This window comes from Microcoleus sp. M2_D5 (genome assembly GCF_036701935.1).
In the GTDB taxonomy this organism is placed as follows: Bacteria; Cyanobacteriota; Cyanobacteriia; order Cyanobacteriales; family Microcoleaceae; genus Microcoleus.
Genome location: NZ_JAUBRP010000004.1, coordinates 30,212 through 51,292, shown reverse-complemented (window position 1 = coordinate 51,292; position 21,081 = coordinate 30,212). Strand labels below are relative to the sequence as shown.

Annotated in this window: 16 protein-coding genes, 1 tRNA gene and 3 pseudogenes; 12 read left to right on the top strand and 8 right to left on the bottom strand. The window is 46.2% G+C overall.

Going from position 1 to position 21,081, the window contains the following annotated elements; translation table 11 throughout:
* Nucleotides 1–341 precede the first annotated feature (341 nt).
* Nucleotides 342–1,985, top strand: a complete 1,644-nt coding sequence (locus tag QUA50_RS02530) for an alpha-amylase family protein (RefSeq protein WP_333259298.1) — start codon at nt 342–344, stop codon at nt 1,983–1,985.
* A gap of 132 nt (nt 1,986–2,117) precedes the next feature.
* On the opposite strand, the pseudogene QUA50_RS02525 reads toward QUA50_RS02530, so the two are convergent.
* Nucleotides 2,118–2,333, bottom strand: a pseudogene (locus QUA50_RS02525) (hypothetical protein); the annotation flags it as partial.
* A 479-nt stretch (nt 2,334–2,812) separates the two neighbouring features.
* Between QUA50_RS02525 and QUA50_RS02515 the strand changes: the two are divergent.
* The 4 genes from QUA50_RS02515 (at nt 2,813) to QUA50_RS02500 (ending at nt 6,843) form a co-directional block, all read left to right on the top strand.
* Nucleotides 2,813–3,934 carry a hypothetical protein gene (locus QUA50_RS02515; RefSeq protein WP_333259301.1) on the top strand — a complete coding sequence of 374 codons (1,122 nt, stop codon included), beginning with the start codon at nt 2,813–2,815 and terminating at the stop codon, nt 3,932–3,934.
* Nucleotides 3,935–4,205: 271 nt separating this feature from the next.
* Nucleotides 4,206–5,192, top strand: coding sequence for a mechanosensitive ion channel family protein (locus tag QUA50_RS02510; RefSeq protein WP_333259304.1), 987 nt, complete (start codon nt 4,206–4,208; stop codon nt 5,190–5,192).
* Between the two features lie 14 nt (nt 5,193–5,206).
* On the top strand, nt 5,207–6,532 hold the full coding sequence (locus QUA50_RS02505; protein ID WP_333259306.1) for a DUF2254 domain-containing protein: 1,326 nt from the start codon (nt 5,207–5,209) through the stop codon (nt 6,530–6,532).
* Nucleotides 6,533–6,549: 17 nt separating this feature from the next.
* The gene (locus tag QUA50_RS02500) at nt 6,550–6,843 is read left to right on the top strand and encodes a hypothetical protein (protein ID WP_333211176.1); all 294 of its coding nucleotides are present in this window, start codon (nt 6,550–6,552) and stop codon (nt 6,841–6,843) included.
* 466 nt (nt 6,844–7,309) lie between these two features.
* On the opposite strand, the gene QUA50_RS02495 is transcribed toward QUA50_RS02500, so the two are convergent.
* The 3 genes from QUA50_RS02495 to QUA50_RS02485 form a co-directional block, all read right to left on the bottom strand.
* On the bottom strand, nt 7,310–8,434 hold the full coding sequence (locus tag QUA50_RS02495; protein WP_333259309.1) for an outer membrane beta-barrel protein: 1,125 nt from the start codon (nt 8,432–8,434) through the stop codon (nt 7,310–7,312).
* Nucleotides 8,431–9,081: a cysteine peptidase family C39 domain-containing protein gene (locus QUA50_RS02490; protein WP_333259312.1), complete on the bottom strand. Its 651-nt coding sequence runs from the start codon at nt 9,079–9,081 to the stop codon at nt 8,431–8,433. The genes QUA50_RS02495 and QUA50_RS02490 overlap by 4 nt, the downstream gene beginning before the upstream one ends.
* Nucleotides 9,082–9,223: 142 nt before the next feature.
* On the bottom strand, nt 9,224–9,637 hold the full coding sequence (locus tag QUA50_RS02485; RefSeq protein ID WP_333259314.1) for a hypothetical protein: 414 nt from the start codon (nt 9,635–9,637) through the stop codon (nt 9,224–9,226).
* Between the two features lie 250 nt (nt 9,638–9,887).
* Between QUA50_RS02485 and QUA50_RS29185 the strand changes: the two are divergent.
* The 3 genes and pseudogenes from QUA50_RS29185 to QUA50_RS02465 all read left to right on the top strand — a co-directional run bounded on the left by QUA50_RS29185 (nt 9,888) and on the right by QUA50_RS02465 (nt 13,060).
* A pseudogene (locus QUA50_RS29185) lies at nt 9,888–11,255 on the top strand (NB-ARC domain-containing protein).
* Entirely contained in the window at nt 11,252–12,037 is a 786-nt protein-coding gene (gene xth, locus QUA50_RS02470; RefSeq protein ID WP_333259322.1) for an exodeoxyribonuclease III, read from the top strand. Before QUA50_RS29185 ends, xth begins: the two are co-directional and overlap by 4 nt.
* A 147-nt stretch (nt 12,038–12,184) precedes the next feature.
* On the top strand, nt 12,185–13,060 hold the full coding sequence (locus tag QUA50_RS02465) for an SDR family oxidoreductase (RefSeq protein WP_333259325.1): 876 nt from the start codon (nt 12,185–12,187) through the stop codon (nt 13,058–13,060).
* 304 nt (nt 13,061–13,364) lie between these two features.
* On the opposite strand, the gene QUA50_RS02460 is transcribed toward QUA50_RS02465, so the two are convergent.
* Together QUA50_RS02460 and QUA50_RS02455 are read right to left on the bottom strand one after the other, a co-directional pair.
* Nucleotides 13,365–14,309 (bottom strand): EAL domain-containing protein, encoded by a 945-nt coding sequence (locus QUA50_RS02460; RefSeq protein ID WP_333299426.1) that lies wholly within the window; start codon nt 14,307–14,309, stop codon nt 13,365–13,367.
* Nucleotides 14,310–15,103: 794 nt separating this feature from the next.
* Nucleotides 15,104–15,177 (bottom strand) — tRNA-Pro (locus QUA50_RS02455).
* Between the two features lie 91 nt (nt 15,178–15,268).
* Here QUA50_RS02455 and lipA point away from each other — a divergent pair.
* From lipA to QUA50_RS02435, 4 genes and pseudogenes are all read left to right on the top strand, one after another.
* Nucleotides 15,269–16,144 (top strand): annotated as a pseudogene (lipA, locus tag QUA50_RS02450) (lipoyl synthase); the annotation flags it as partial.
* 110 nt (nt 16,145–16,254) lie between these two features.
* Nucleotides 16,255–16,428, top strand: coding sequence for a hypothetical protein (locus QUA50_RS02445; protein WP_333259330.1), 174 nt, complete (start codon nt 16,255–16,257; stop codon nt 16,426–16,428).
* Between the two features lie 520 nt (nt 16,429–16,948).
* Nucleotides 16,949–18,214: an RNA polymerase sigma factor SigC gene (sigC, locus tag QUA50_RS02440; protein WP_333259333.1), complete on the top strand. Its 1,266-nt coding sequence runs from the start codon at nt 16,949–16,951 to the stop codon at nt 18,212–18,214.
* Nucleotides 18,215–18,680: 466 nt separating this feature from the next.
* Nucleotides 18,681–19,208, top strand: a complete 528-nt coding sequence (locus QUA50_RS02435; protein ID WP_333259335.1) for a transcriptional repressor — start codon at nt 18,681–18,683, stop codon at nt 19,206–19,208.
* Between the two features lie 97 nt (nt 19,209–19,305).
* Here QUA50_RS02435 and QUA50_RS02430 read toward each other — a convergent pair whose 3' ends face one another.
* A complete protein-coding gene (locus QUA50_RS02430) occupies nt 19,306–19,806 on the bottom strand; it encodes a peptidoglycan-binding protein (RefSeq protein ID WP_333259337.1) in 501 nt (166 codons plus the stop codon).
* On the bottom strand, nt 19,769–20,974 hold the full coding sequence (locus QUA50_RS02425) for a peptidoglycan-binding protein (protein ID WP_333259340.1): 1,206 nt from the start codon (nt 20,972–20,974) through the stop codon (nt 19,769–19,771). Before QUA50_RS02425 ends, QUA50_RS02430 begins: the two co-directional genes overlap by 38 nt.
* Between the last annotated feature and the right edge of the window lie 107 nt (nt 20,975–21,081).

Below are 21,081 nucleotides of genomic sequence, written 5' to 3'. Positions count from 1 at the left end.
TGCACTGTCTTGGCTCTCTTTCGCCAAGACAGTGCCGCTACAAGCTAAACAAGTTGGCTTCTTGGATGAACATCTAATCGGAAATAGCGATCGCTCCTGCTAATTGTAGTCAGCCGGCTAGACCATTTTTTTAAATTAAAAAACGTAATTTATTATCTTGCTAGATAGTTAACATACCTTTATATTGATATATTTTTTTAAATTGGTACAAACAGAACTTAGGCTCATATACCTAAAGATGAGCTATAGCCGTGGAATTCATTTTTCTCAATAGCCCTGTGACCGGATTTCAGAACAAAGAAAGCCATTTCAAACCGTTCTCTATTAAGAAATTTACTGATATGAAAGACCTCTGGTATAAAAACGCAATTGTCTACTCCCTCGATGTTGAAACCTTCATGGACTCGGACGGGGATGGTGTCGGCGACTTTCAGGGACTGATCGACCGCCTAGACTATTTATCCGCCCTAGGAATTACTTGTTTGTGGTTGCTGCCGTTTTATCCTTCCCCTAACCGGGACAATGGTTACGACGTGATGGATTACTACAACATCGATCCGCGACTGGGAACCCTGGGAGATTTTGTCGAGTTCATGCACCAAGCAAGGGAACGAGGCATTCGCGTACTGATCGATCTGGTAGTAAATCATACGTCCGATCGGCATCCTTGGTTTGTGGCAGCCAAAAGCGATAAAAACTCCAAGTATCGCGATTACTACGTGTGGTCAGAAAATCCACCCAAAACTGATCCAGAACAACTGATATTTCCCGATGTCGAGGACAGTATTTGGGAGTACGACGAACAAGCAAACGCTTACTATTTGCATCACTTCTATAAAGAACAGCCAGATTTGAATATTGCCAATCCGGCGGTACGAGAAGAAATCTGCAAAATTATGGGTTTTTGGCTAGAACTGGGCGTGTCTGGATTTCGCATTGATGCTGTTCCGTTTTTAATTAAAGGAATTGGCATCGAAGGTGCAGACCCCGAAAAGCTGCGAGGTTTCTTGGAAGAAATGAGAGAGTTTGTGTCATCGCGTCAGGGTGATGCTGTGTTGCTGGCAGAAGCAAATGTCGATCGCGAGCAAATTCCTGTCTACTTTGCTAAGGGCGACAGAATGCACATTCTGTTCAACTTTTTGCTGAACCAGCATCTGTTTTTGGCCTTGGCGCGTCAAGAATCCACCGCATTGCGCGAGGGACTAAAAACCTTACCCGATATTCCTGATATTTGTCAGTGGCTTAATTTTGTGCGCCACCATGATGAACTGACGCTAGATCGCATTACTTCATCGGAACGAGAGGAAATTTTTGCAGCATTTGCGCCTGATGAAACGATGCAAATTTTCGGGCGCGGGATTCGTCGCCGCTTACCACCGATGATGGGAGGATCTCGCCGCCGGATTGAACTTGTCTACAGTTTGCTGTTCACTCTGCCCGGTACACCCATGCTGCGCTATGGCGAAGAAATTGGCATGGGCGATGACCTTTCGCTAGAAGGTAGAGACAGCGTGCGGACGGTGATGCAATGGTCAGATGCAGCGAATGGTGGCTTTTCGACGGCTGCAACTGATGCCCTTGCCAGACCTGCGATCGCGATCGGAGAATACGGTTACAAACAAGTCAATGTCACCGCAGCGCAGCGCGATCCTGCTTCATTGATTAACTGGATTGAACGTGCAATCAGCATCCGCAAGCAATGTCCTGAGTTTGGTAGGGGCAAGTGGCACATTCTGGAAACCGACTCTCCCTCGGTTTTAGCCCACTGCTGCGACTGGGAAGGCAGGACGGTGATTGCTGTCCACAATCTCGCCGACAAACCTTGTACCGCTACGCTGAAATCTCACGAATACACCCCTCTGTTCGATTTATTTGGCGATCGGCTGTATGAATCTCTCGATGCCGACTCGCCATCTATTCCTTTAGAAGCCTACGGCTATCGCTGGTTCCGAGTCAATCGAATCCTGGGTTCAGTTGACTGTTGACTGTTGATAGAGACCTCTACCTGGAAGTCCGAGGATTGGAGTAATGAATAATCTTCTTTTAATTTCTCCCACTTATGGCAGAGGCTTTAAACCAATTCTTTCTAGTAAAAAAGTCAATCTTATTTACCAGAACTAGCGACGTGGACTGTTAGGAATGTACTTAGCACTATCCTTGTCTGGAAGCGGTTTTATCTGACCTCGATCGACCAAAGCTTGATGAATTAGGGCTGTAGCACTACCCCGACTCAGCAACTCGTTGGGATTAAGAACTCTGGGATCTGGATAGTTGACCGCTATCTTTGTCTTTGTCGCTGCTGCCACGGGTTCAACCGCCTCTTTAGGAATTTTCCCAGCATCTTTATCAAAGAATTGGGTCTAAAACCCCTTCTTCGGTGGCAGGCTTTAATTCTAAAGTTTTAATGACTCACTAAACATCCTAAGCTGTCCTGCATTTAAACTGCACAGTCAAAACTTGATAAAGTTGTTGTGGGGTGGGCGTCTCGCCCGCACAAAAAATGCAATTTAGATGTCGAACAGCTTATGCTAAATCGTATAGTATAAAGTAGGACGTAAAACCATGCTACTCTTTGAGTTGAAAGCCTACGGAAAATCAAACCAGTTCAAAGCAGCAGATGAAGCAATTCGTACCGCAAAGTTTGTCCGCAATAGCTGTTTGCGCTAGGGGAAAGGGTTGGAGTCGTCGCGAACCGACGAAGAGTGACGATTGAAAGTATAGGAACGGATGGTTGGGTGGCGATTAAAGTGCCTCTGAGAGGCTACGTCCAAGCTGAAAACCTGGCATATTGTAGTTAATTGAAAAAACAGTGATGGATGACCAATCAAACCCAAACAAAGAAACTAATTCACAGCAAAAGTCTGATTTGTTAAATTTCATTGCCCAGACAACAGAATCTGCACTGAATACAGGCAAAGCGGTTGTTGACACAGCAGTTGATTGGGGGGAAGCTGCTGCTAAACAAACTTATCGATGGATTGGACAAGCGACGCAAGGAACCGGAGATGCGGTGACTTATGTTGGCAATCTTCCCTTTGTTAAACAAGTGGCAGGGGTACTCAGGCTTGATTGGTTAGTTGGGGTCAGCGATCGCATTGACTTAGCCAAAGCCGAAGCTCAAGTCAATGAACTCCAACAAAAGTATCCTAATGAATATCCCAGCGAAATTGCCCATCGGATTATGGTGGAAAAAGCGATTCAAGCCGGTGGTGTCGGATTTGCTAGCAGCATTTTACCGGGTGTCGCGGCTGCACTGCTGGCGATCGACCTAGCGGCGACTACTGCGATTCAAACCGAAATGGTTTATGAAATTGCCGCCGCTTATGGGATGGATTTGCAACAGCCAGCCCGAAAAGGCGAGGTTTTGGCAATTTTTGGGTTAGCGCTAGGCGGTAGCAACGCCATGAGAGCTGGTTTGGGCTTTTTACGCAACGTACCGCTGGCTGGCGCGATGATTGGTGCGAGTACGAATGCTACGATGCTGTACGCGCTGGGATATGCGGCGCGCGAGTTTTACGAAGCCAAAGTGAGGGAAGAGACTGAAGAACCTGGAACCGAAACGCTGCAAGCGATTCAGAAACAAAGCGAGAAATATCTCGATGTGGCCATCGCCCAGCAAGCAGGAATGGATCAAATTATGGTTCACATGATTTTGGCAAGTTATCCCAACAAAAACTGGGAAGATATTCTGCCAGAATTGAAGGCATTGCAATTAAATGCCGATTCTCTCCAAAGGATTGCTGCTAACATCAAGTCCCCCAAACCATTGGGTGCATTGTTAGAGCAACTTAACCCGGACTTTGCAGTACCGCTATTAGCTCAATGCCGTCGCATTGCCGAAAGTAAGGGAGAGGTTTCTGAAGCAGAACAGAGGGTGCTGGATGCGATCGCACAAAAACTCGACGGTGAAGATGTGGCTGCGATATCCACTTGAAAAAAATTGTTGGTGCGTTAGCTTTCTGCGTAACGAACCATCCCCAATATTTACTGTGACCGTGTAAGTCCTAAATTAGCCTCACGTAACAGAAATCTACAGCCTTAAGATAGAGTTTGACATGGCTAATTTTAATACTATAGCAATCCTTGCAGGAGTCGTAAATTTTTTACCCCACCCCAACCCTCCCCGATGCCTTGGGAGGCAGTACGAAATTCACAAATGATTTAGGATTGCTATATCAATAACGACTGATGCAAGAGGAACTTTTATGACAGCAGAAATATCTGGAGTCTGGGACAAGATTGAGAGCATGATCGATGACTTCATTGTCCTGCTGCCTAATATGATACTAGCGTTCCTTGTTTTCGGAATCTTTTTCTTTGTTGGCAGGTCAATTAAGAGAGCGGTCAGGCGGCTTACCCGCAACCACCGCCAATCCAGGAATTTGGGGCTGGTGTTGGGAAGGTTAGCGCAGGGTATTACTGTTTTGGTGGGTCTGTTTATTGCCTTGTCGATTGTAATTCCTACATTTAGAGCAGGCGATTTGGTGCAACTGCTGGGAATTAGCGGGGTAGCGATTGGTTTTGCCTTTCGCGATATCTTACAAAACTTCCTAGCTGGTATCCTAATTCTGTTGACGGAACCGTTCCAAATCGACGACCAGATTGTGTTTAAAAACTTTGAGGGAACGGTAGAAAATATTGAAACTCGCGCTACAACAATCCGAACCTATGATGGTCGCCGGATTGTAATTCCCAATGCGGAATTGTTCACCAATTCTGTGACTGTGAATACCGCCTTTGATAAACGCCGGATGGAATACGACGTTGGTATCGGCTACGGCGATGATATTCACCGAGCCAAGCAGTTAATGATGGAAGCCATGCACAGTGTGGATGAGGTTTTGAATGACCCTGCTCCTGACGTGCTGCTGATGGAACTTGCAGGAAGTACCGTCAATATCCGCGCTCGATGGTGGATTGCTCCGCCGCGACGAATTGACGATTTGCGATCGCGCGACAAGGTACTTTCTGCGATTAAGGAAAAGCTGACTGCTAATGGCATCGACTTGCCCTTTCCTACGCAGCAAATTTTGTTTCACGACCAAACCGAAGAGACGGATGGCGATCGCAAACGTCAACGCGAAGGATGGCCCGCTGGTAATCGCGAAGTTCCTAAACCCCGCAGCATCAGCGGTTCTCTGCAAAAACTAATTGAAGTGCGATCGCAACCTGACGGCAACGGCAAATCTTAACCCCACCACAACTCATGAAAAATGTCAAGTTAAGCAAACTTTGGGACTCGCTGCACTCTAGCTACTGGTTTATCCCAACCTTGATGGCGCTGGGGTCGATGATTTTGGCGATCGCCATGCTGACAATTGACCGCACGGGTAATATACCAAACTGGAGGTGGATTTACACGGGTGGAGCCGATGGTGCGCGAGCGGTTCTTTCATCGGTTGCCGGTTCAATGATCAGCGTTGTTGCTACAGCTTTTTCCATTACTATTGTGGCCCTTCAGTTGGCGAGCTCCAATTTTGGGCCCCGATTGCTGCGTAGTTTTATGCAGGATACGGGCAATCAAATCGTGCTTGGCACTTTCATTGCTACGTTTATTTACTGTTTACTCGTACTGCGAACCATTCATGCAGAAGGAGAAGGATACAGTCTCTTTGTACCCCAACTCTCGGTTACAGTTGGTACCGGATTGGCAATTGCCAGTATCGGCGTACTGATTTACTTTATCCATCACGCATCAACCATTATTCAAGCCTCCCATGTAATTACTCAGGTTAGTGGCGATTTAGACAAAGCTCTAGATCGTCTGTTCCCCGGAAAAATCGGAGAAGGTAAACCGAAAAACTCGCGAAAAGTGGGAGAAATTCCGGCAAATTTTGACTCGGAAGCAAGTCCAATCAAAGCCACTGGCGAGGGTTATTTGCAAGCAATCGATGACGAGGAATTAATGAAAATTTCCCGTCAGTACAATCTGCTTGTACGTCTTAAAACTCGACCGGGAAAGTTTATCGTCAAGGGTAGCGATGTAGCGATGGTTTTCCCGGAAAAACAGGTGAATCAAAGCCTGAAGAAAAAAATTAATGATGCTTTTATTCTGGGCAAAGAACGGAATGAATATCAAGATGTAGAATTTCCCATCGATCAGTTAGTGGAAATCGCCTTGCGTGCAATTTCTCCTGGTATCAACGATCCGTTTACTGCGATTCGGTGTATCGATCGACTCAGCGCCGGATTATCCCGCCTCGCTGAAAGGGATTTTCCCTCCCCCTATCGCTACGACGATGAACATAATTTGCGCGTCATTGTTGAAGGAGTGACGTTTGAAGGCTTAGTCAATACTGCATTTAACCAAATTCGCCAATACAGTAAATCAGACGTGGCGGTAACAATTCGCTTATTGGAAGCTATAGCTTGCATCGCCACTTACACCCGCAATTCCCAACAACGAGAAGCTTTACGCCGTCACGCGGAGATGATTTTAAATAGTAGCCGCGAACAAATCTCTCAGGAGCAAGACCAGAAAGATGTACAAGAACGGTATCACCAAGTCATTAAAGCTTTAGCAGAGGATTAATTGGGTAGAGCAGAGTTATGGTAATAACAGCAGCTTTGCGATCGGCTCCTAATACTTTAGCTTTAACCGCGCTGAGTGCCATTGGTTTAGCGCTGACACATTTATTTTGCGGCAAGTTGCGGTTTGCCCCTATTCCTCGCAACCGCTGGCTTTCAGCAGCAAGTGGGGTTTCGGTAGCTTATGTTTTTGTGCATATTTTACCGGAATTAAATCTGCACCAAGGGGTATTAAAGCAAGTAGAATCAGGAGTTATTTCCTATCTAGAACACCACGTTTATTTAATAGCTTTGTTAGGATTGACTGTATTTTAAAGTCTAAACGCTCTAGTACGCGAATTACTTCGCTTACTTGATATTCTGGGCAACCTAGGCATAGCTAACCTCTATGCTAGTTACAAACCTGGGAGTGATTTCGTCGGGTAAAGGACACTCTTCGAGATAGAGCCTTGTAGCTTCTTTGAGATTGGCGATCGCTTGTTCTATGGTTTCGCCTTGGTCAATTGTGCCGACTTATGGACATTCGGCGATGTACATATCTTCTTCTTTGTAAATGATGACTGTGAAGCTTTTAGTTTTCATTATATTTTTGCTTTCAGCATCAGAGGTTGCTTAGTTTCTATTTCCTAGTTTATCTTGGATGTAATTTTTTTGCAATTACAGGGGGAAGTGAGGGGCGATTCCCTACGGGACAAGTTGGGATTTAAGGGCGATCGCTTTTTATTAAACACTAGAATATTGAGAGCATTATCGGATAAAAAAAGTTTGCTTATTCGTATGGCTAAGGCGCTTTTTCACAAGTTTGCTGATTTTCAGGAAGCTGGCAGCGCAAACGTTCTAAACTCCCTTGCAGTTCTCTAACTTGCTTCTGTAAAGCTTCTATCTGAACATCCTTTTCCTGCAAGCGCCGATCTAGTTGTTGAAACGCATCCCTTGTACTGTCTCCTAATACAGGATTTGTGCTAATGTTGGAATCGTTTGCAGAGGGCATATTACCTGTAGACTGAGTGGCTGGAAAGTTGACTGATGGAGAAGGGACAGAAGACGGCGCGCGATCTATAATAGTAGGTGTATTTCTATTTGTTGGCTCAGGATTGTTTGTGGAATTGCTGTTTTGTCTTTGGGAACCAATATTTCCTCTACCTCCCCACTCAATGCCAACTCCTATTCTCGTATCTCCACCTCGCACGCTAAGAGTTGTGCGTAAGCCGATATCCTGATTTCCTCGATCATCCAAACTATAACCAGTGCGGAATGACAGGGAAGTTACAGGCAAATTAGTATCGCCGATAGGTATGGCGTAGTTAGCAGAAGCACTGAAGCTAACTCTTTCATTTGCTACAAACCCCGCTCCCAGTCCTAAATTCAGACTGCTATTAGCAGAGTCTAACGGTTGAGAATATCCCACAGAAGCTAAGACGATTACAGGATCTCTGATTAAACTAGCTTGGCTTTGAACTGTCACTGTCCAAGGGTAAGCAACACCGACTGAAAAACGAGGATCTAGGTTAGAGCCAGGATTGGGACGGTATTCTACAGATAAACCTGCGCCAAGGTCAGTGTTAGTTTCTATTGATTTTTCAGTACGGTTGCTAAAATCTCGTTGTTGCCTGCCAAGGAACAAATTAGGGTTAATATTGGCTGAAATACCTAAATTGGGGCTGAAACTGTAGCTTCCTGAAGCAGAAAAGTTAATTGATTGGTTGAATGTCTCAAAATTAAATGGATTCCCTTCTCTATCGAAATCCAATCCTTCTCTTCCGTCTGGTATGTAGCTAGCACCAAAAGTGTAAGTGTAGCCTCCCGTTTCTTCTTGTGGCAGTCGCAAGGGGTCAATGGGAAGTTGAGCCAGTGCAGGCTGACAGATTAACAAAGCGACCGGCAGAAGATGAACTCGCTTGATCATAACTTCCTTCTCAGTGAGTTGAGTCTTGCAACACGGAATTCTGCCCAACGTAGCGTTTCGCTTTGCTGTTCTTTTGCAATCGAAATCAAGTTTTCAGGTGGAAGTGGTACAAGGGTTACACCGCTAAAACCTTGTTCATTTACTAAAGCACCAAGAGGTTGAATGCGCCGTCCCCATGATGGATCTGCTAAAATTACCCAATCCCCTACCATGCCGACGGCTAAAACATAGTGCATTTGAGGTTTGGTGACGTGCAAAACAACAGGCAGTCCCCCTTTGCGAAAGTAGTTGGCTAACGATGCTAGGGTAAGTCGCATCCCTCTAGTTTGAATGCTTTTCTCACCTAAAGCCTGTCTTAATGCTAAAGCGGTGACTCCTCTTTCTTCTGGGCTTTTACCGCTTCCTTCCATTGCTTTTTCTGACAGGTCTAAAATCTCAGATTCTGAAGTCTGTTGACCGTAGTAGTGAGTAAGTAGGGTAGCTACAGCCGCAGGGCCACAGGTGTAATAGTTTGTTTGACCTATTACTCCTTGATAGCGAAGGGTACGATAGGGAGTTATATCTTTGCTAAAGACTGGTAAAACAAGAAATCCCAAGCTTATAATTATATTTAAAATACCAGTATAAGCCGCTGTTATTTTTAACATTTATTTCGGATTTGGATACGAAGGCCTTCAAATATTTACAGCCAAGCAAGTAGTCATGTTCAGCAGCATAATAGAATGCCCAGTATTAAAACAAAAGTTCCCAAGTTTATTTTGGGAACTTTTTAACTGAACTATAGAGCTTTTAACGAGTAAAGACTCTTATACCATTAATTCTCTGACCATTTTGGAAAAAACGCGCTCCACCAGAGCCACCTCCTCGACCGAACGTAGCAGCAGCAGTTCCCCAACTCAATGCTCCATTTGCTGCGCCACTAGCAGCGGCTGTCCAACAGTCTCTTCGACCAGCACTTACGCAGTTTTGGTATTCATTGTAACCTTGAAAACCTCCTCCAACTACCGCCGCCCCAGCAATCCACTTCCATTCCCCCTCAACTTGTGCTAATTCTGCATCGCCGATCATTACCCCTTCGGGTAATACAACCTGCTGCTGTTGCCTTGGTGTGGTTTGCTGTGCCAGTGAATCAGCAAATGCAGGGGCGATCGTCATGTTAGCAAGCAACATGGCTGTTCCTGTTGCGGTCAGTAACTTTTTCATTTTGAAATCTCCTTGGGAACTTCAGATAAAAAGTATGTGAGACGCCGTAAAAGCATCCTCTACCTTTTATAGTACATAAAGCTTAGAGTTGGTTAATTAAAGTTACTATTTTTAGTAGGATAGTGTAGGTATTTGTTAAATATTTTTTGAGTTAAAAAAGGAGGAAACAGTAGGATAAAGTAGCCAAAGTAGACAACAGTAGGATAAAGTAGGGTAGCAATCGGCAAAACCACAACCCCTTAATCGACCTATGGACGATCGGCAAGTCGCAAAATGGGCTGACGACATTGTGTTCTCCGAAACGGGAAAACACCTCGATCATATACAACAATCTATATTGCGCGGCACTTGGCAACGTCAGAAATACCCAGAAATAGCCGAAAATTGCAAGCGTAGCAGAGAGCACATCCGGAAGGAAGCAGCAAAATTATGGAAGCTTCTTTCACAAACATTAGGTGAAGACATCAATCAATCTAACTTTCGTCCCACAGTGGAAAGATGGCAATTCTCGAATTTCTCAATTACTGGGAATGGCTGCGTGCAGATAGGTAAAGTCTCCACAGAGGGTTCCCTATCTGTCACAGTCCCCGAACCAACACAAAAAAACGAGGATATATTAAATAAACCGACAGAGAACGCTAAACTTACAGTACGTCAAGACTTATCCGATGCACCAGAACCCAACCTATTCTATAACCGCACATCCGAACTCACCACCCTCGAAAACTGGATTTTCGGCCGCACCCGCCTCATCACCATCCTAGGCTTATCCGGTATTGGCAAAACCGCCCTTACCCTCCAACTAATCCCACAAATTCAACACGAATTCGATCGCATCATCTGGCGAAGTCTCCGCAATTCTCCACCCCTAGCATCACTCCAAACTGATTTAATTAAATTCCTGTCCCAGCAGCAATAATCCGCATCACCTTCACTTATCGAATGCTTTAGATCGCACCGTTGTCTCATCATCCTCGATGATGTGCAAACCATCTTCAGCAGCCAACAACTCGCAGGAAATTACCAACCAGGATATGAAAATTACGGCGCATTCTTCAAACAAATAACAGAATCATCCCACAACAGTTGCCTCATCCTCCTGAGTTGGGAAAAACCCAGAGAAATCGCCGCCTTAGAAGGCGAAAACCGCCCCTGCAAATCTCTGCAACTCAACGGTTTAGGCCCCGAAGCACAAGAAATATTCAGAGAAAAAGGATTAGCAGAACCCGATCGATGGTTAGAACTAATCGACCTTTACCGAGGCAATCCCTTATGGTTAAATATAGTTGCCACATTGATTCAAGACTTATTCGGCGGTAGCGTTTCCGAATTCCTCTCCTATGATACCCTATTCTTAGGAGACTTAGAATCACTCCTGCACCAGCATTTCGATCGCCTAACCGCATCCGAACAACAGGCTATGGGTTGGCTAGCCAATACCCCCGCACCAGCCGACATTTCCCAAATACCAGAAAACCTGCAACTATCACCGCCAGAACTCTTGAAAGTCATGCAATCTTTAGGACGGCGGTCATTAGTTGAAACAGTCAAACAAAACGGGCGATCGCACTTCACGATCGGGAAAGTAATCAAAGAGTATATAACAAACAAAAAATGAAAATCGCCACCTGGAACGTCAACTCAATTCGCACCCGCATAGAACACGTTACTAGCTGGTTGCAAACCAACTACCCAGACGTTCTCTGCCTCCAAGAAACCAAAGTCACAGACAAAGACTTCCCCCTAGAACCCTTCACCAACCTCGGCTACAACTGCTACATTTCCGGTCAAAAATCCTACAACGGCGTTGCCATTTTTAGCCGATCGCCCCTTTCGCAAATCAGCACCGGATTTGCCCCCCTTCTCGGCGACGAAGCCACAGGTATTTTTGACGAACAAAAACGCCTAATAGCCGGGGTTATAGACGATATTTGCATTATTTGCGTATACGTTCCCAACGGTTCCGAAGTCGGTAGCGAGAAATATGAGTACAAACTAAAGTGGCTCAAACTGCTGCAAGAATACCTCAAAATAGCACTAGACAAATCCCCCAAATTGTGCATTTGCGGCGACTTCAACATCGTCCCGGACGATCGAGATATCCACAATCCCAAAGCCAATGCTAACTCCGTCGGCTTGTCTGTCGCCGAACGCCTCGCACTCACAGAAATCATCGAATTAGGATTAAACGACCCCTTTCGCAAATTCACCGCAGAAGGAGGTCATTATAGCTGGTGGGACTACCGCGCCGCCGCATTTCCCCGCAACAACGGGTGGAGAATCGACCACCATTATCTCAGCGCTCCCCTGTACGAACAAGCAAAAAACTGTACAATAGATATTGCTCCCAGAAAATTAATCAAACCCAGCGACCACGCCCCCGTAATTGTCGAAATTTGATTTATGAGTTATAAATAAAACTAAGGCAAAAGAAACCGGGTTTCTACCATAAATCTTAGGATTAGCAACGATAAATTTAAGAAACCCGGTTTCTCGATCCTATGCGTAAGTCCCGATCCAGTTAATAACAACCAACAACTAAAAATCATGTTCTTAGTAACCGGAGCAACAGGCGCACTAGGTCGCCGAATTGTACGAGAAATAAGACAGCAAGAAAAGCCTGTCCGCGCATTCGTTCGCCTCGCATCTCGCTACTGTGAACTAGAAAACCGAGGCGCCGAAATTTTTATCGGCGACTTAAAACAAGACAAAGATATTAAAAAAGCCTGCCAAGGAGTGCAATACATCATCAGCAGCCACGGCACCGGCGGCGACGTTCAAGCAGTACACTACCGCGCTAACATAGAATTGATCGACTGCGCCAAAGAAGCCGGAGTGCAGCACTTTGTCTTTATTTCGGTACTGGGAGTCGATCGGGGATACGAAGATTCCGCAGTATTCAAAGCCAAGCGAGAAGTAGAAAAATACCTGCAAAACAGCGGCTTGAATTATACAATCTTGCGGCCTGCAGGTTTTGCTTCCAGCTTGTTACCGCTAGCAGAAAGATTTCGAGAAACCGGACTTTACCTGCTGATTGGCGACGGCAAAAACCGCACCTCTGTTGTCAGTACCGACGACTTAGCTCATATTGCAGTAGATTCGGCAACAGTCGAGGGCGCCCGCAACCAAATTCTGCGAGTCGGTGGCCCGGATGTGCTGACAAGAGACGACATTCCCCGCATTTTTGCACGCTTATTCAAGCGCGAACCGATGGTAATCAACCCGCCGCTGATGGTGTTTGACGGTTTGAGAAATGCCTTGGGTTTATTGAATCCTCAAGCTCAAAAAGACTTAGGAACTTTGCGGGTATTGCTGGGTAACGAGTATTTCTGCACTCCCGAAGAAGTGCAAAACTTGGAATCAATCTACAGCATGAAAATGGAATCCTTAGAAAGCTTTCTGCGGCGCAATTTGAGCGTTTAAAAGGCTAATTTAACTTGTAGGGTGCGTCAGACTTAGGAATGAGAATTAAATAACTTACAATTTTGATATTGTTGTGGGATAGGCGTCGGGCCCGTCATGAGTGGACGGGCCCGACGCCCATCCCACAAATTTGTGTAAATTATTTAATAGACCTCTTGCAAAAATAGCTAGGAACGGGCTCTCCGGCCCGTTCCACAGAAAAAAAAATTTGTGGAACGGGCCGGAGAGCCCGTTCCAAAATTTGATTAAAAAGAATTTTGCAAGAGATCTAATTTACGATCCTTACAGATGTGCTACAATTTTTTTAAGCAGACACAGGAACTGCTTGAGCACCAATATAGCTCGTAACTGCGATCGGCGGAGAAGTCGGCTTAGCAATCAAATAACCTTGAACAAAAGTGGCTCCCCGTTCCCGCACCCACTCAAACTCCTCCAAAGTTTCCACACCTTCAGCAACAGTTTTAATTTCTAATTGAGCGGCAATTTCTAACATCTTTTCAGTAATTAGGGCCTTATAATAATCTTGATGGACGTTGCGAATCAATTGCATATCCAACTTAATAAAATCAGGACGAAGTTGGTGCATCAAATTTAAATTAGAAGAACCGCTGCCGAAATCGTCCAGGGCAATTAAAAATCCCGCTTCTCGGTAAAACCTCAGAATCTTAATCAAGTGATCGAGATCGGGGGGGTGCTGAGATTCGGCTACTTCAAAAACAATATTGCTGTGAGGAATTCCCGCTTCATCAATAGCCTGTACAGTCATTCGCAGGCACGTAGCGGGATCGTAAACTGAAGTCGGAGAAAAATTAATAAAAAGTAATTCTTTGAGATCGTACACATGGGCTTCCCGGATAGCGCGAGTCCGGGCTAAAGCATCTAATTGAAAAATTATACCTGCTGATTCTGCTTGGGCAAAAATCCGGCCCGGATAAATTAAGTTTCCTTGCTCGTCAATTCCTCGGAGCAGGGCTTCATGGGCAAAAATTTTAGAAGTATCTGAGGTATAAACAATGGGCTGAAAATGCGTAGTAATGCGTTGTTCGTACAATAAATCTAACAGCCAATCAGACTTGCTAAAATTAATAAAACTGTCTAAGGAAGTGCTGCGATAAAAATCGCTAAATTTAGGCTGTTCAACTTCGCGCATCCACAAAACTTTTGTCTCTTTCAACTCTTGAGTTGTCAGCACCGATGATGCTAGGGCGCTAAACTTTTCTTTTGCTATTCCCTCAAGGATAACGTACAAACACTTGCTCTCTTCTAACAGCCGGAATTCAAGATCAGCCTGGGTTAGTGAAGAAATAACCTTTTTGAGCGTGTGCGATACTGGAAACCACAGGTATAGACCTCCGCTGCTCTCTATTTTTGCGGGTACTGTTTCGCAGCGAGAGCAGGAGCCGAAGGCTTTGCCACTTATTTGCATTAAAATATCTTCCGGTTTTTGGGTTAGTTTTAGACAAGCTAACAATTAACATCATTATAACCTCATCCCGATCTTAATTCATCTATCTCAAGATGTAAATGTTGATTAACTTGTCTTTAATAATTATTGCAGTATTTATACTTGCCTCCGGTTTTAAACCTTGCTCAAAGTTCTCAGCATTGAGCAAGTACCTGCGATCGAACACAGTCCCAAATCATCACAGAGGCAGAAGGCAAAGACTTGTTCTCTGCTCTCTACTAATGCTCTGATTGTTTACGTTTTCTTCTATAATTCCCTCTGCCAAAACAGTTGCTACAGTTGCTTATTTAGCAAAGGGGAATTAACACGCCCGTGAAGCGCAGCTATCCCCTAGGGAATCGCCAGAGCCATTAATTTATCCCAACGATAAATATACACAGACGGACGATCGCCCACAACACACTCCCTTGCTGCGGAATATCCAATCTAATTTTATAATGGGGATGACAGGATTAGAAGCAGTTTTGGAGATACTCAGCGAATTAGAAGAGTCGGACTGAGCGAAGGATGAGCGGAAACTCGAATATCCTAGAGGGTAATAAATCTGAAACTTTTTACCCGTGAAGAGTTAAAAGCAATCGGGATGACAGGATTTGAACCTGCGACCCCCTCGTCCCGAACGAGGTGCGCTACCAAGCTGCGCTACATCCCGAAATTAGTCACTATGTTTTAAGCTTATCACATTCAAGTGAAAATTGAGCAAGCTCCTATATAATGATTTGTAAAACACTACTCAGGCGGAGACAGACGTGACAGTTAAGCCCCAGTGGTTGCGAGTTAAAGCCCCCCAGTGGGAGCGCGTCGGCAACGTCAAAGAAATTTTGCGGGATTTATCCCTGAATACGGTTTGCGAGGAGGCGTCGTGTCCGAACATCGGCGAATGCTTCAACGCAGGTACTGCGACATTTTTGATTATGGGCCCGGCTTGTACCCGCGCTTGTCCTTACTGCGACATCGATTTTGAGAAAAAGCCCCAACCTTTAGATCCCACAGAACCCCAAAGATTGGCGCAAGCGGTGCAGCGGCTCAAACTCAACCACGTCGTAATTACCTCTGTCAACCGGGACGATTTGCCGGATGGGGGCGCGTCTCAGTTTGTCGAGTGCATTCAAGCAGTGCGATCGGCGATGCCCGATACAACTATAGAAGTTTTGATTCCCGACTTGTGCGGCAACTGGCAAGCTTTAGAAATCATTCTCGCAGCCGGGCCAGAGGTACTCAACCACAATACCGAAACCGTAAAGCGACTTTACCGCAAGGTGCGGCCGCAAGGAAAGTACGATCGCACCTTGGAACTATTGCAGCGAAGCCGCCAACTCGCACCTGGGGTTTACACCAAATCCGGCATCATGGTGGGACTCGGAGAAACAGACGCCGAAATTCGGGAGGCGATGCAGGACTTACGGGCTGTGGGCTGCGATATTTTAACAGTTGGACAGTACCTGCAACCGACTCAAAAGCACTTGAACGTAGAAAACTTTGTGCCTCCAGAACAGTTTGATGCTTGGACAAAGTTTGGCGAATCTTTGGGATTCTTGCAAGTTGTCGCTTCTCCCTTAACTCGCAGTTCCTATCACGCCGAACAGGTGAGGGAACTGATGAAACTTTACCCGCGCTAGCAATTGTAATTTGAGTTGACTCGCGCCCGTTAGCGAAGCTTACAGAAGAGGATCGCACCATTCTCACTAAAACCCGACCGGGTAACAGCTAGGAAAAACTTGCGCTTGATATGCAAGCCCTGGCCAAAAAACCCGGTTTCAGATGCTGGTGTTCGGGGCGTGATGTTAAGCCGGAAGCAGCAGCCAACAGCAAAACAATTATCGGTCGATCGTCGCCTCAAAGTCGCGACTTACGCACAAAAAATCCAGAAACCGGGTTTATTCCTCCAACTTCTAGGTTTTAATCCAGAAAATTGAGGAATAAACCCAGTTTTTGCGTCAGCCAATAACTCGGTACAGGGGACTATAGCAACTCTGAGACCCATATTCTATAATGGATTAAACTTCGGCGCTCACTGCAGCGTATTTAATCAACAGCGCCGAGTTATATAAAGTTTTATTAAAAAAATGGCTAATTTTCCGAAGTGATCGGGAACCAGGTTATCGGTGATGAAGATTAACTTAACTTCTGACTAACGTCACTTGTTTCTAGCCAGTCACTATCTATACTAGCTACATAAACAAAGAAGTACAACACACTTTTCGGGCCTTCAACCTGTTACATCAGAAAGTTCTTAGCGTTTTCCAGAATCTTGGTAAAACAAGTGGGGCAGCAAAAGTTCGATCTCTCCAACAGCAGAAAAGTCAGGAAAGTTACTAAAGAAACACAAAGCGGTGATGCTTCGTCTTAACCAAGTGGGCATCTTAATTATAAATAACCGCCAAGCGTAGCATCTTTTCACCGGAGCCACTGAGAAAATCACTATGCCAGCCACCTCTTTTTACGCTGAAGCTGAATTCGACGAACAACTGCGAGTCAATCCCTTGCCAGGTGATGTGTTGGATGAAGATGTTGAAGAAGCTGGAGACGAACTGCTCGACCAAGACCCAGCAGAGACAGAAGATGCAGACCCAGCAGCCAAATTGCAAAAAAATGCCAACCGTCGCACTACAGATTTAGTGCGCCTGTACCTCCAAGAAATAGGTCGGGTTCGTCTCTTGGGTAGAGACGAAGAAGTCTCGGAAGCTCAAAAAGTTCAGCGCTATATCAAATTGCTGGAATTACGCAACACCGTCGCCTCCCAGGAAGAAGGGCTAATTGGGCGCTTCGTGCATTTAATTGAAGTGCGCGATCGGTTAGCCGCACAGTTGGGACACAAACCTTCCCTGGAACGCTGGGCATTAACCGCTGGTGTCAGTGACGTGCCAGAACTCAAGCGGATTATGTCCGAAGGCAAGCGCCAGTGGGCCGAGTTAGCCGAGATGACGGTTGAGACGATCGAAAGAGTTCAAGCTGAAGGCATCGAAGCGAAAGACCACATGATTAAGGCGAACCTGCGCCTGGTGGTTTCGGTGGCGAAAAAATATCAAAATCGCGGTTTAGAACTGCTCGACTTAATACAAGAAGGTACTCTCGGACTGGAGCGAGCTGTAGAAAAGTTTGACCCGACGCGGGGCTATCGGTTTAGCACCTATGCCTACTGGTGGATTCGGCAGGGAATTACGCGGGCGATCGCCACTCAAAGCCGCACCATTCGCCTCCCCGTCCACATCACCGAAAAACTTAACAAAATCAAAAAAGCCCAGCGCAAAATTTCTCAAGAAAAAGGTCGGACAGCTACGATCGAAGACATTGCTGTTGAGTTAGACATGACGGCGCCCCAAGTCCGAGAAGTTTTGCTGCGAGTCCCCCGTTCTGTTTCTTTGGAAACCAAAGTGGGCAACGAAAAAGATACAGAGTTGGGTGACTTACTCGAAACCGACAGCATCTCCCCAGAAGAAATGCTGATGCGAGAAGCTTTGCACCGCGACTTGCAGCAACTGCTGGCAGATTTGACCAGCCGCGAGCGAGATGTAATTCTGATGCGCTTTGGTTTGGGTGACGGACACCCCTATTCGCTGGCAGAAATCGGTCGTGCCCTCGACTTGTCCCGCGAGCGCGTCCGCCAAATTGAAGCCAAAGCTTTGCAAAAACTCCGCCAACCTAAGCGTCGCAACCGCGTCCGCGACTATCTGGAGTCTCTAACTTAAATTTGGCCGGTCAGTCAGCGCGATTAATCAGGGAGCAAGGCATTTCGCACTTGTGCAGAAGGCATGAGGCATTCGGCAGAAGTAACAATATTTACTTCTAAACAACTTCTCTGTCCTCTGCTGCAAGTCAATCGATTTTAGATTTTAGATTTTAGATTAAAGAATTGAAGTATTGACCCCACGGATGAATCCGGGGGCTTGTATCTTGGATGCTTTCATATCGTTTCCGGTTGTATCGGAATGATTTAACCGCAGAGGGCGCTCCAGAACCCAGAGGGAGAGAATACAGAGAGGAATAATTCCGATGCTACCGGATTTGATATCACTCATAAAGCTGGTTAAAAGTCAAACAATATCAAAAACCAAATTTTTTCCTCAATCTTTTTTCAATAAGCTGCGATATTTGAAAAATATCTCCATCGTTGTGTATGATTGTCAATAGGCAGACTTTCTTGAGAGGGTCACTATGGCACTTTATACCGCGTCCTCATTCAAATCCGAACTCAATGACAAAGGCTGGCGGATGACTCCCCAACGGGAAACCATCTTGCACGTGTTTCAGAACCTCCCCAAAGGAAATCACCTGAGTGCGGAGGATTTGTACACTTTGTTAAAAAATCGCGGCGAAAACATTAGCTTGTCCACCATTTACCGAACTTTAAAGTTGATGGCAAGGATGAGCCTGCTCCGCGAACTAGAACTAGCAGAAGGTCACAAACACTATGAAATAAACCAGCCTTACCCGCACCACCACCACCACCTAGTCTGCGTTCAGTGCAACAGAACGATCGAATTTAACAACGATTCGATTTTGAAAATTGGCATGAAGCAAGCTGAAAAGTCTGGGTTGCACCTGCTAGACTGCCAGCTAACCATTCATACGGTGTGCCACGAAGCTTTGCGGATGGGATGGCCGTCTTTGGTTTCCAGCAATTGGTCTTGTCCGAGGTCGATCGCCGGGCACGGCAGCAGCGCCCCGGATTCAATCGAGTGAATGTACACTATTTTCGCATTTTAAGTACGGCTTGTTACAAGTTTTAACAAAAATTGGTAGCCCAAGTGCGATCGCAGTTACGCGGAAACCGGGTTTCTTAGGAAAAATACATCATTTCAGGAATGAGTCGGAAAGCAGAAACCCGATTTCCTTGATGTAGCCGCAAGGCTGGGGCTAAAAAGTTTGGCTCAACAAATCGTCGCTGCTGACCCCGTAACTGCGGACTCGCTCGCTCGATGGCGTCTCTCGTCGAAGCATCCAAAACTCCGCCGGTCGAGCCTGTGTAAAAGCCGAGGTCTTGCAGTCGCCTTTGTAATTGCTGAATGCTCGATCGAGAGTTCAAACTGCTGCTAATTGGAACAGCAGGAACAGCTACCCGGCCAGCTAATCCGTTTTGAAGCGCAGCCAAAGTCGCCGGAGTGGCAATACCCGTCGCCGGTGACAAATTGCATTCCTGCTGAAACCACAGCACCGCAAACTCGGTCTCGGCTCCAAATACTCCGTTGACTCTTGCGGGGTTTTTGCCCAGACTTCTGAGCGAAGACTGAAGTTGTCGGACACTACTGCCCAGTATCGCCCCGTCGCAGACCAGCGACAATTTGCGGCACAGGCGCTGCTGCCTGCCTGTTGCCTTGCCGCAAAGCCGATCGAGTGCTGCGATCGACTCTTCCAGTCCCGAACATCCCGCTATCTCTCTGAAAGCGGATCAAAGCTGCTTGAGTTGGTCGATCGAACCAACCGTGAATCTGGCTCCTGTAATAACCCAATTCTTGCAGCCGCCGCTGCACATATTCTACTTCTGGGCCTCTGTCGCCCAACTCCAGAAAATCTCCGGCATTACTCTGTTGCTCATTTTCCTCAGTCCGTAAGGTAATTCGAGCTTGCCTCATCTGGGCATCGATAGCAGTCAAAGTAGCAGTATCAGCGCAGCCGTCAGAAACGAGATTGTAATCTTGCTGAAAACGAGTCACAGCGTAGAGAGTGCGTTCGCGAAACTTGCCGTCAACGCCGCCTTCAAAATAGCCCAAAGCTTTTAACTGCCGCTGGATCAAGTCTACCGTCGCCCCTCTGTCCCCGAACCGCAGCCCCTTGCAACCGCCATTTCCCGAAATATTCCCTGGAAGTGTAACGGGAGGAATCGGGCGGGTGGAACCAAACAGTAAAGCTAAAGTTTGCCTATCGGCAATTCCAGTTACCCGCAGTCGATTAATTCGCTGGAAGTATCTAACCGCATTTTGAGTAACTTCGCGAAAACTCCCTGTGGGATGGGCGCTGAAGTAGCCTAGCTGCCTCAACCTGCGCTGGAGTGCCGAAACATCTGCACCCGCGTCTCCAAAACGCAGCTCCCGATAATTTGTATAGTATGTTGTCAAAGAGGTATTAAAAGGTCGATCGTCATCCCCGGCAAAACTGTTGAGTGCGATCACAGTAGCTCGATCGGGCCTACCAGTCAGCGACAGTTGATAGTCTCGCTGAAAGTTAGTCAGCGCTTGTTTTGTTACCGGGCCGAGTTGACCTGTTGACGATCTGGGAAAATAACCAAGTTCCCGCAACCTGTCTTGAATCGCTCGCACATTGGGATATCCCGGATCTATTTGAGCAAAAGCCGAACCGGCTGCACTCAAAACCGACAGCATCAAAGCCAGAGACAGCAAACGGACGTAAGTCTGACTCGATAGGTTTTGCCACTTGGGCCGATCAAAAATTTTCGACTCGGCGGGTGCTTCGCAAACAAGAGCAAGTTCGAGGTAAGCAAGAGATTCCATAATTTTTTAGTGTGAAATTGTGGGTGGATTGTGGGAGCAAACTGCCAAAAATCATTTTTAGCACGCTTGGCTTGGATTCTATCAACGCTAAGTTCTACTGGGAAAGC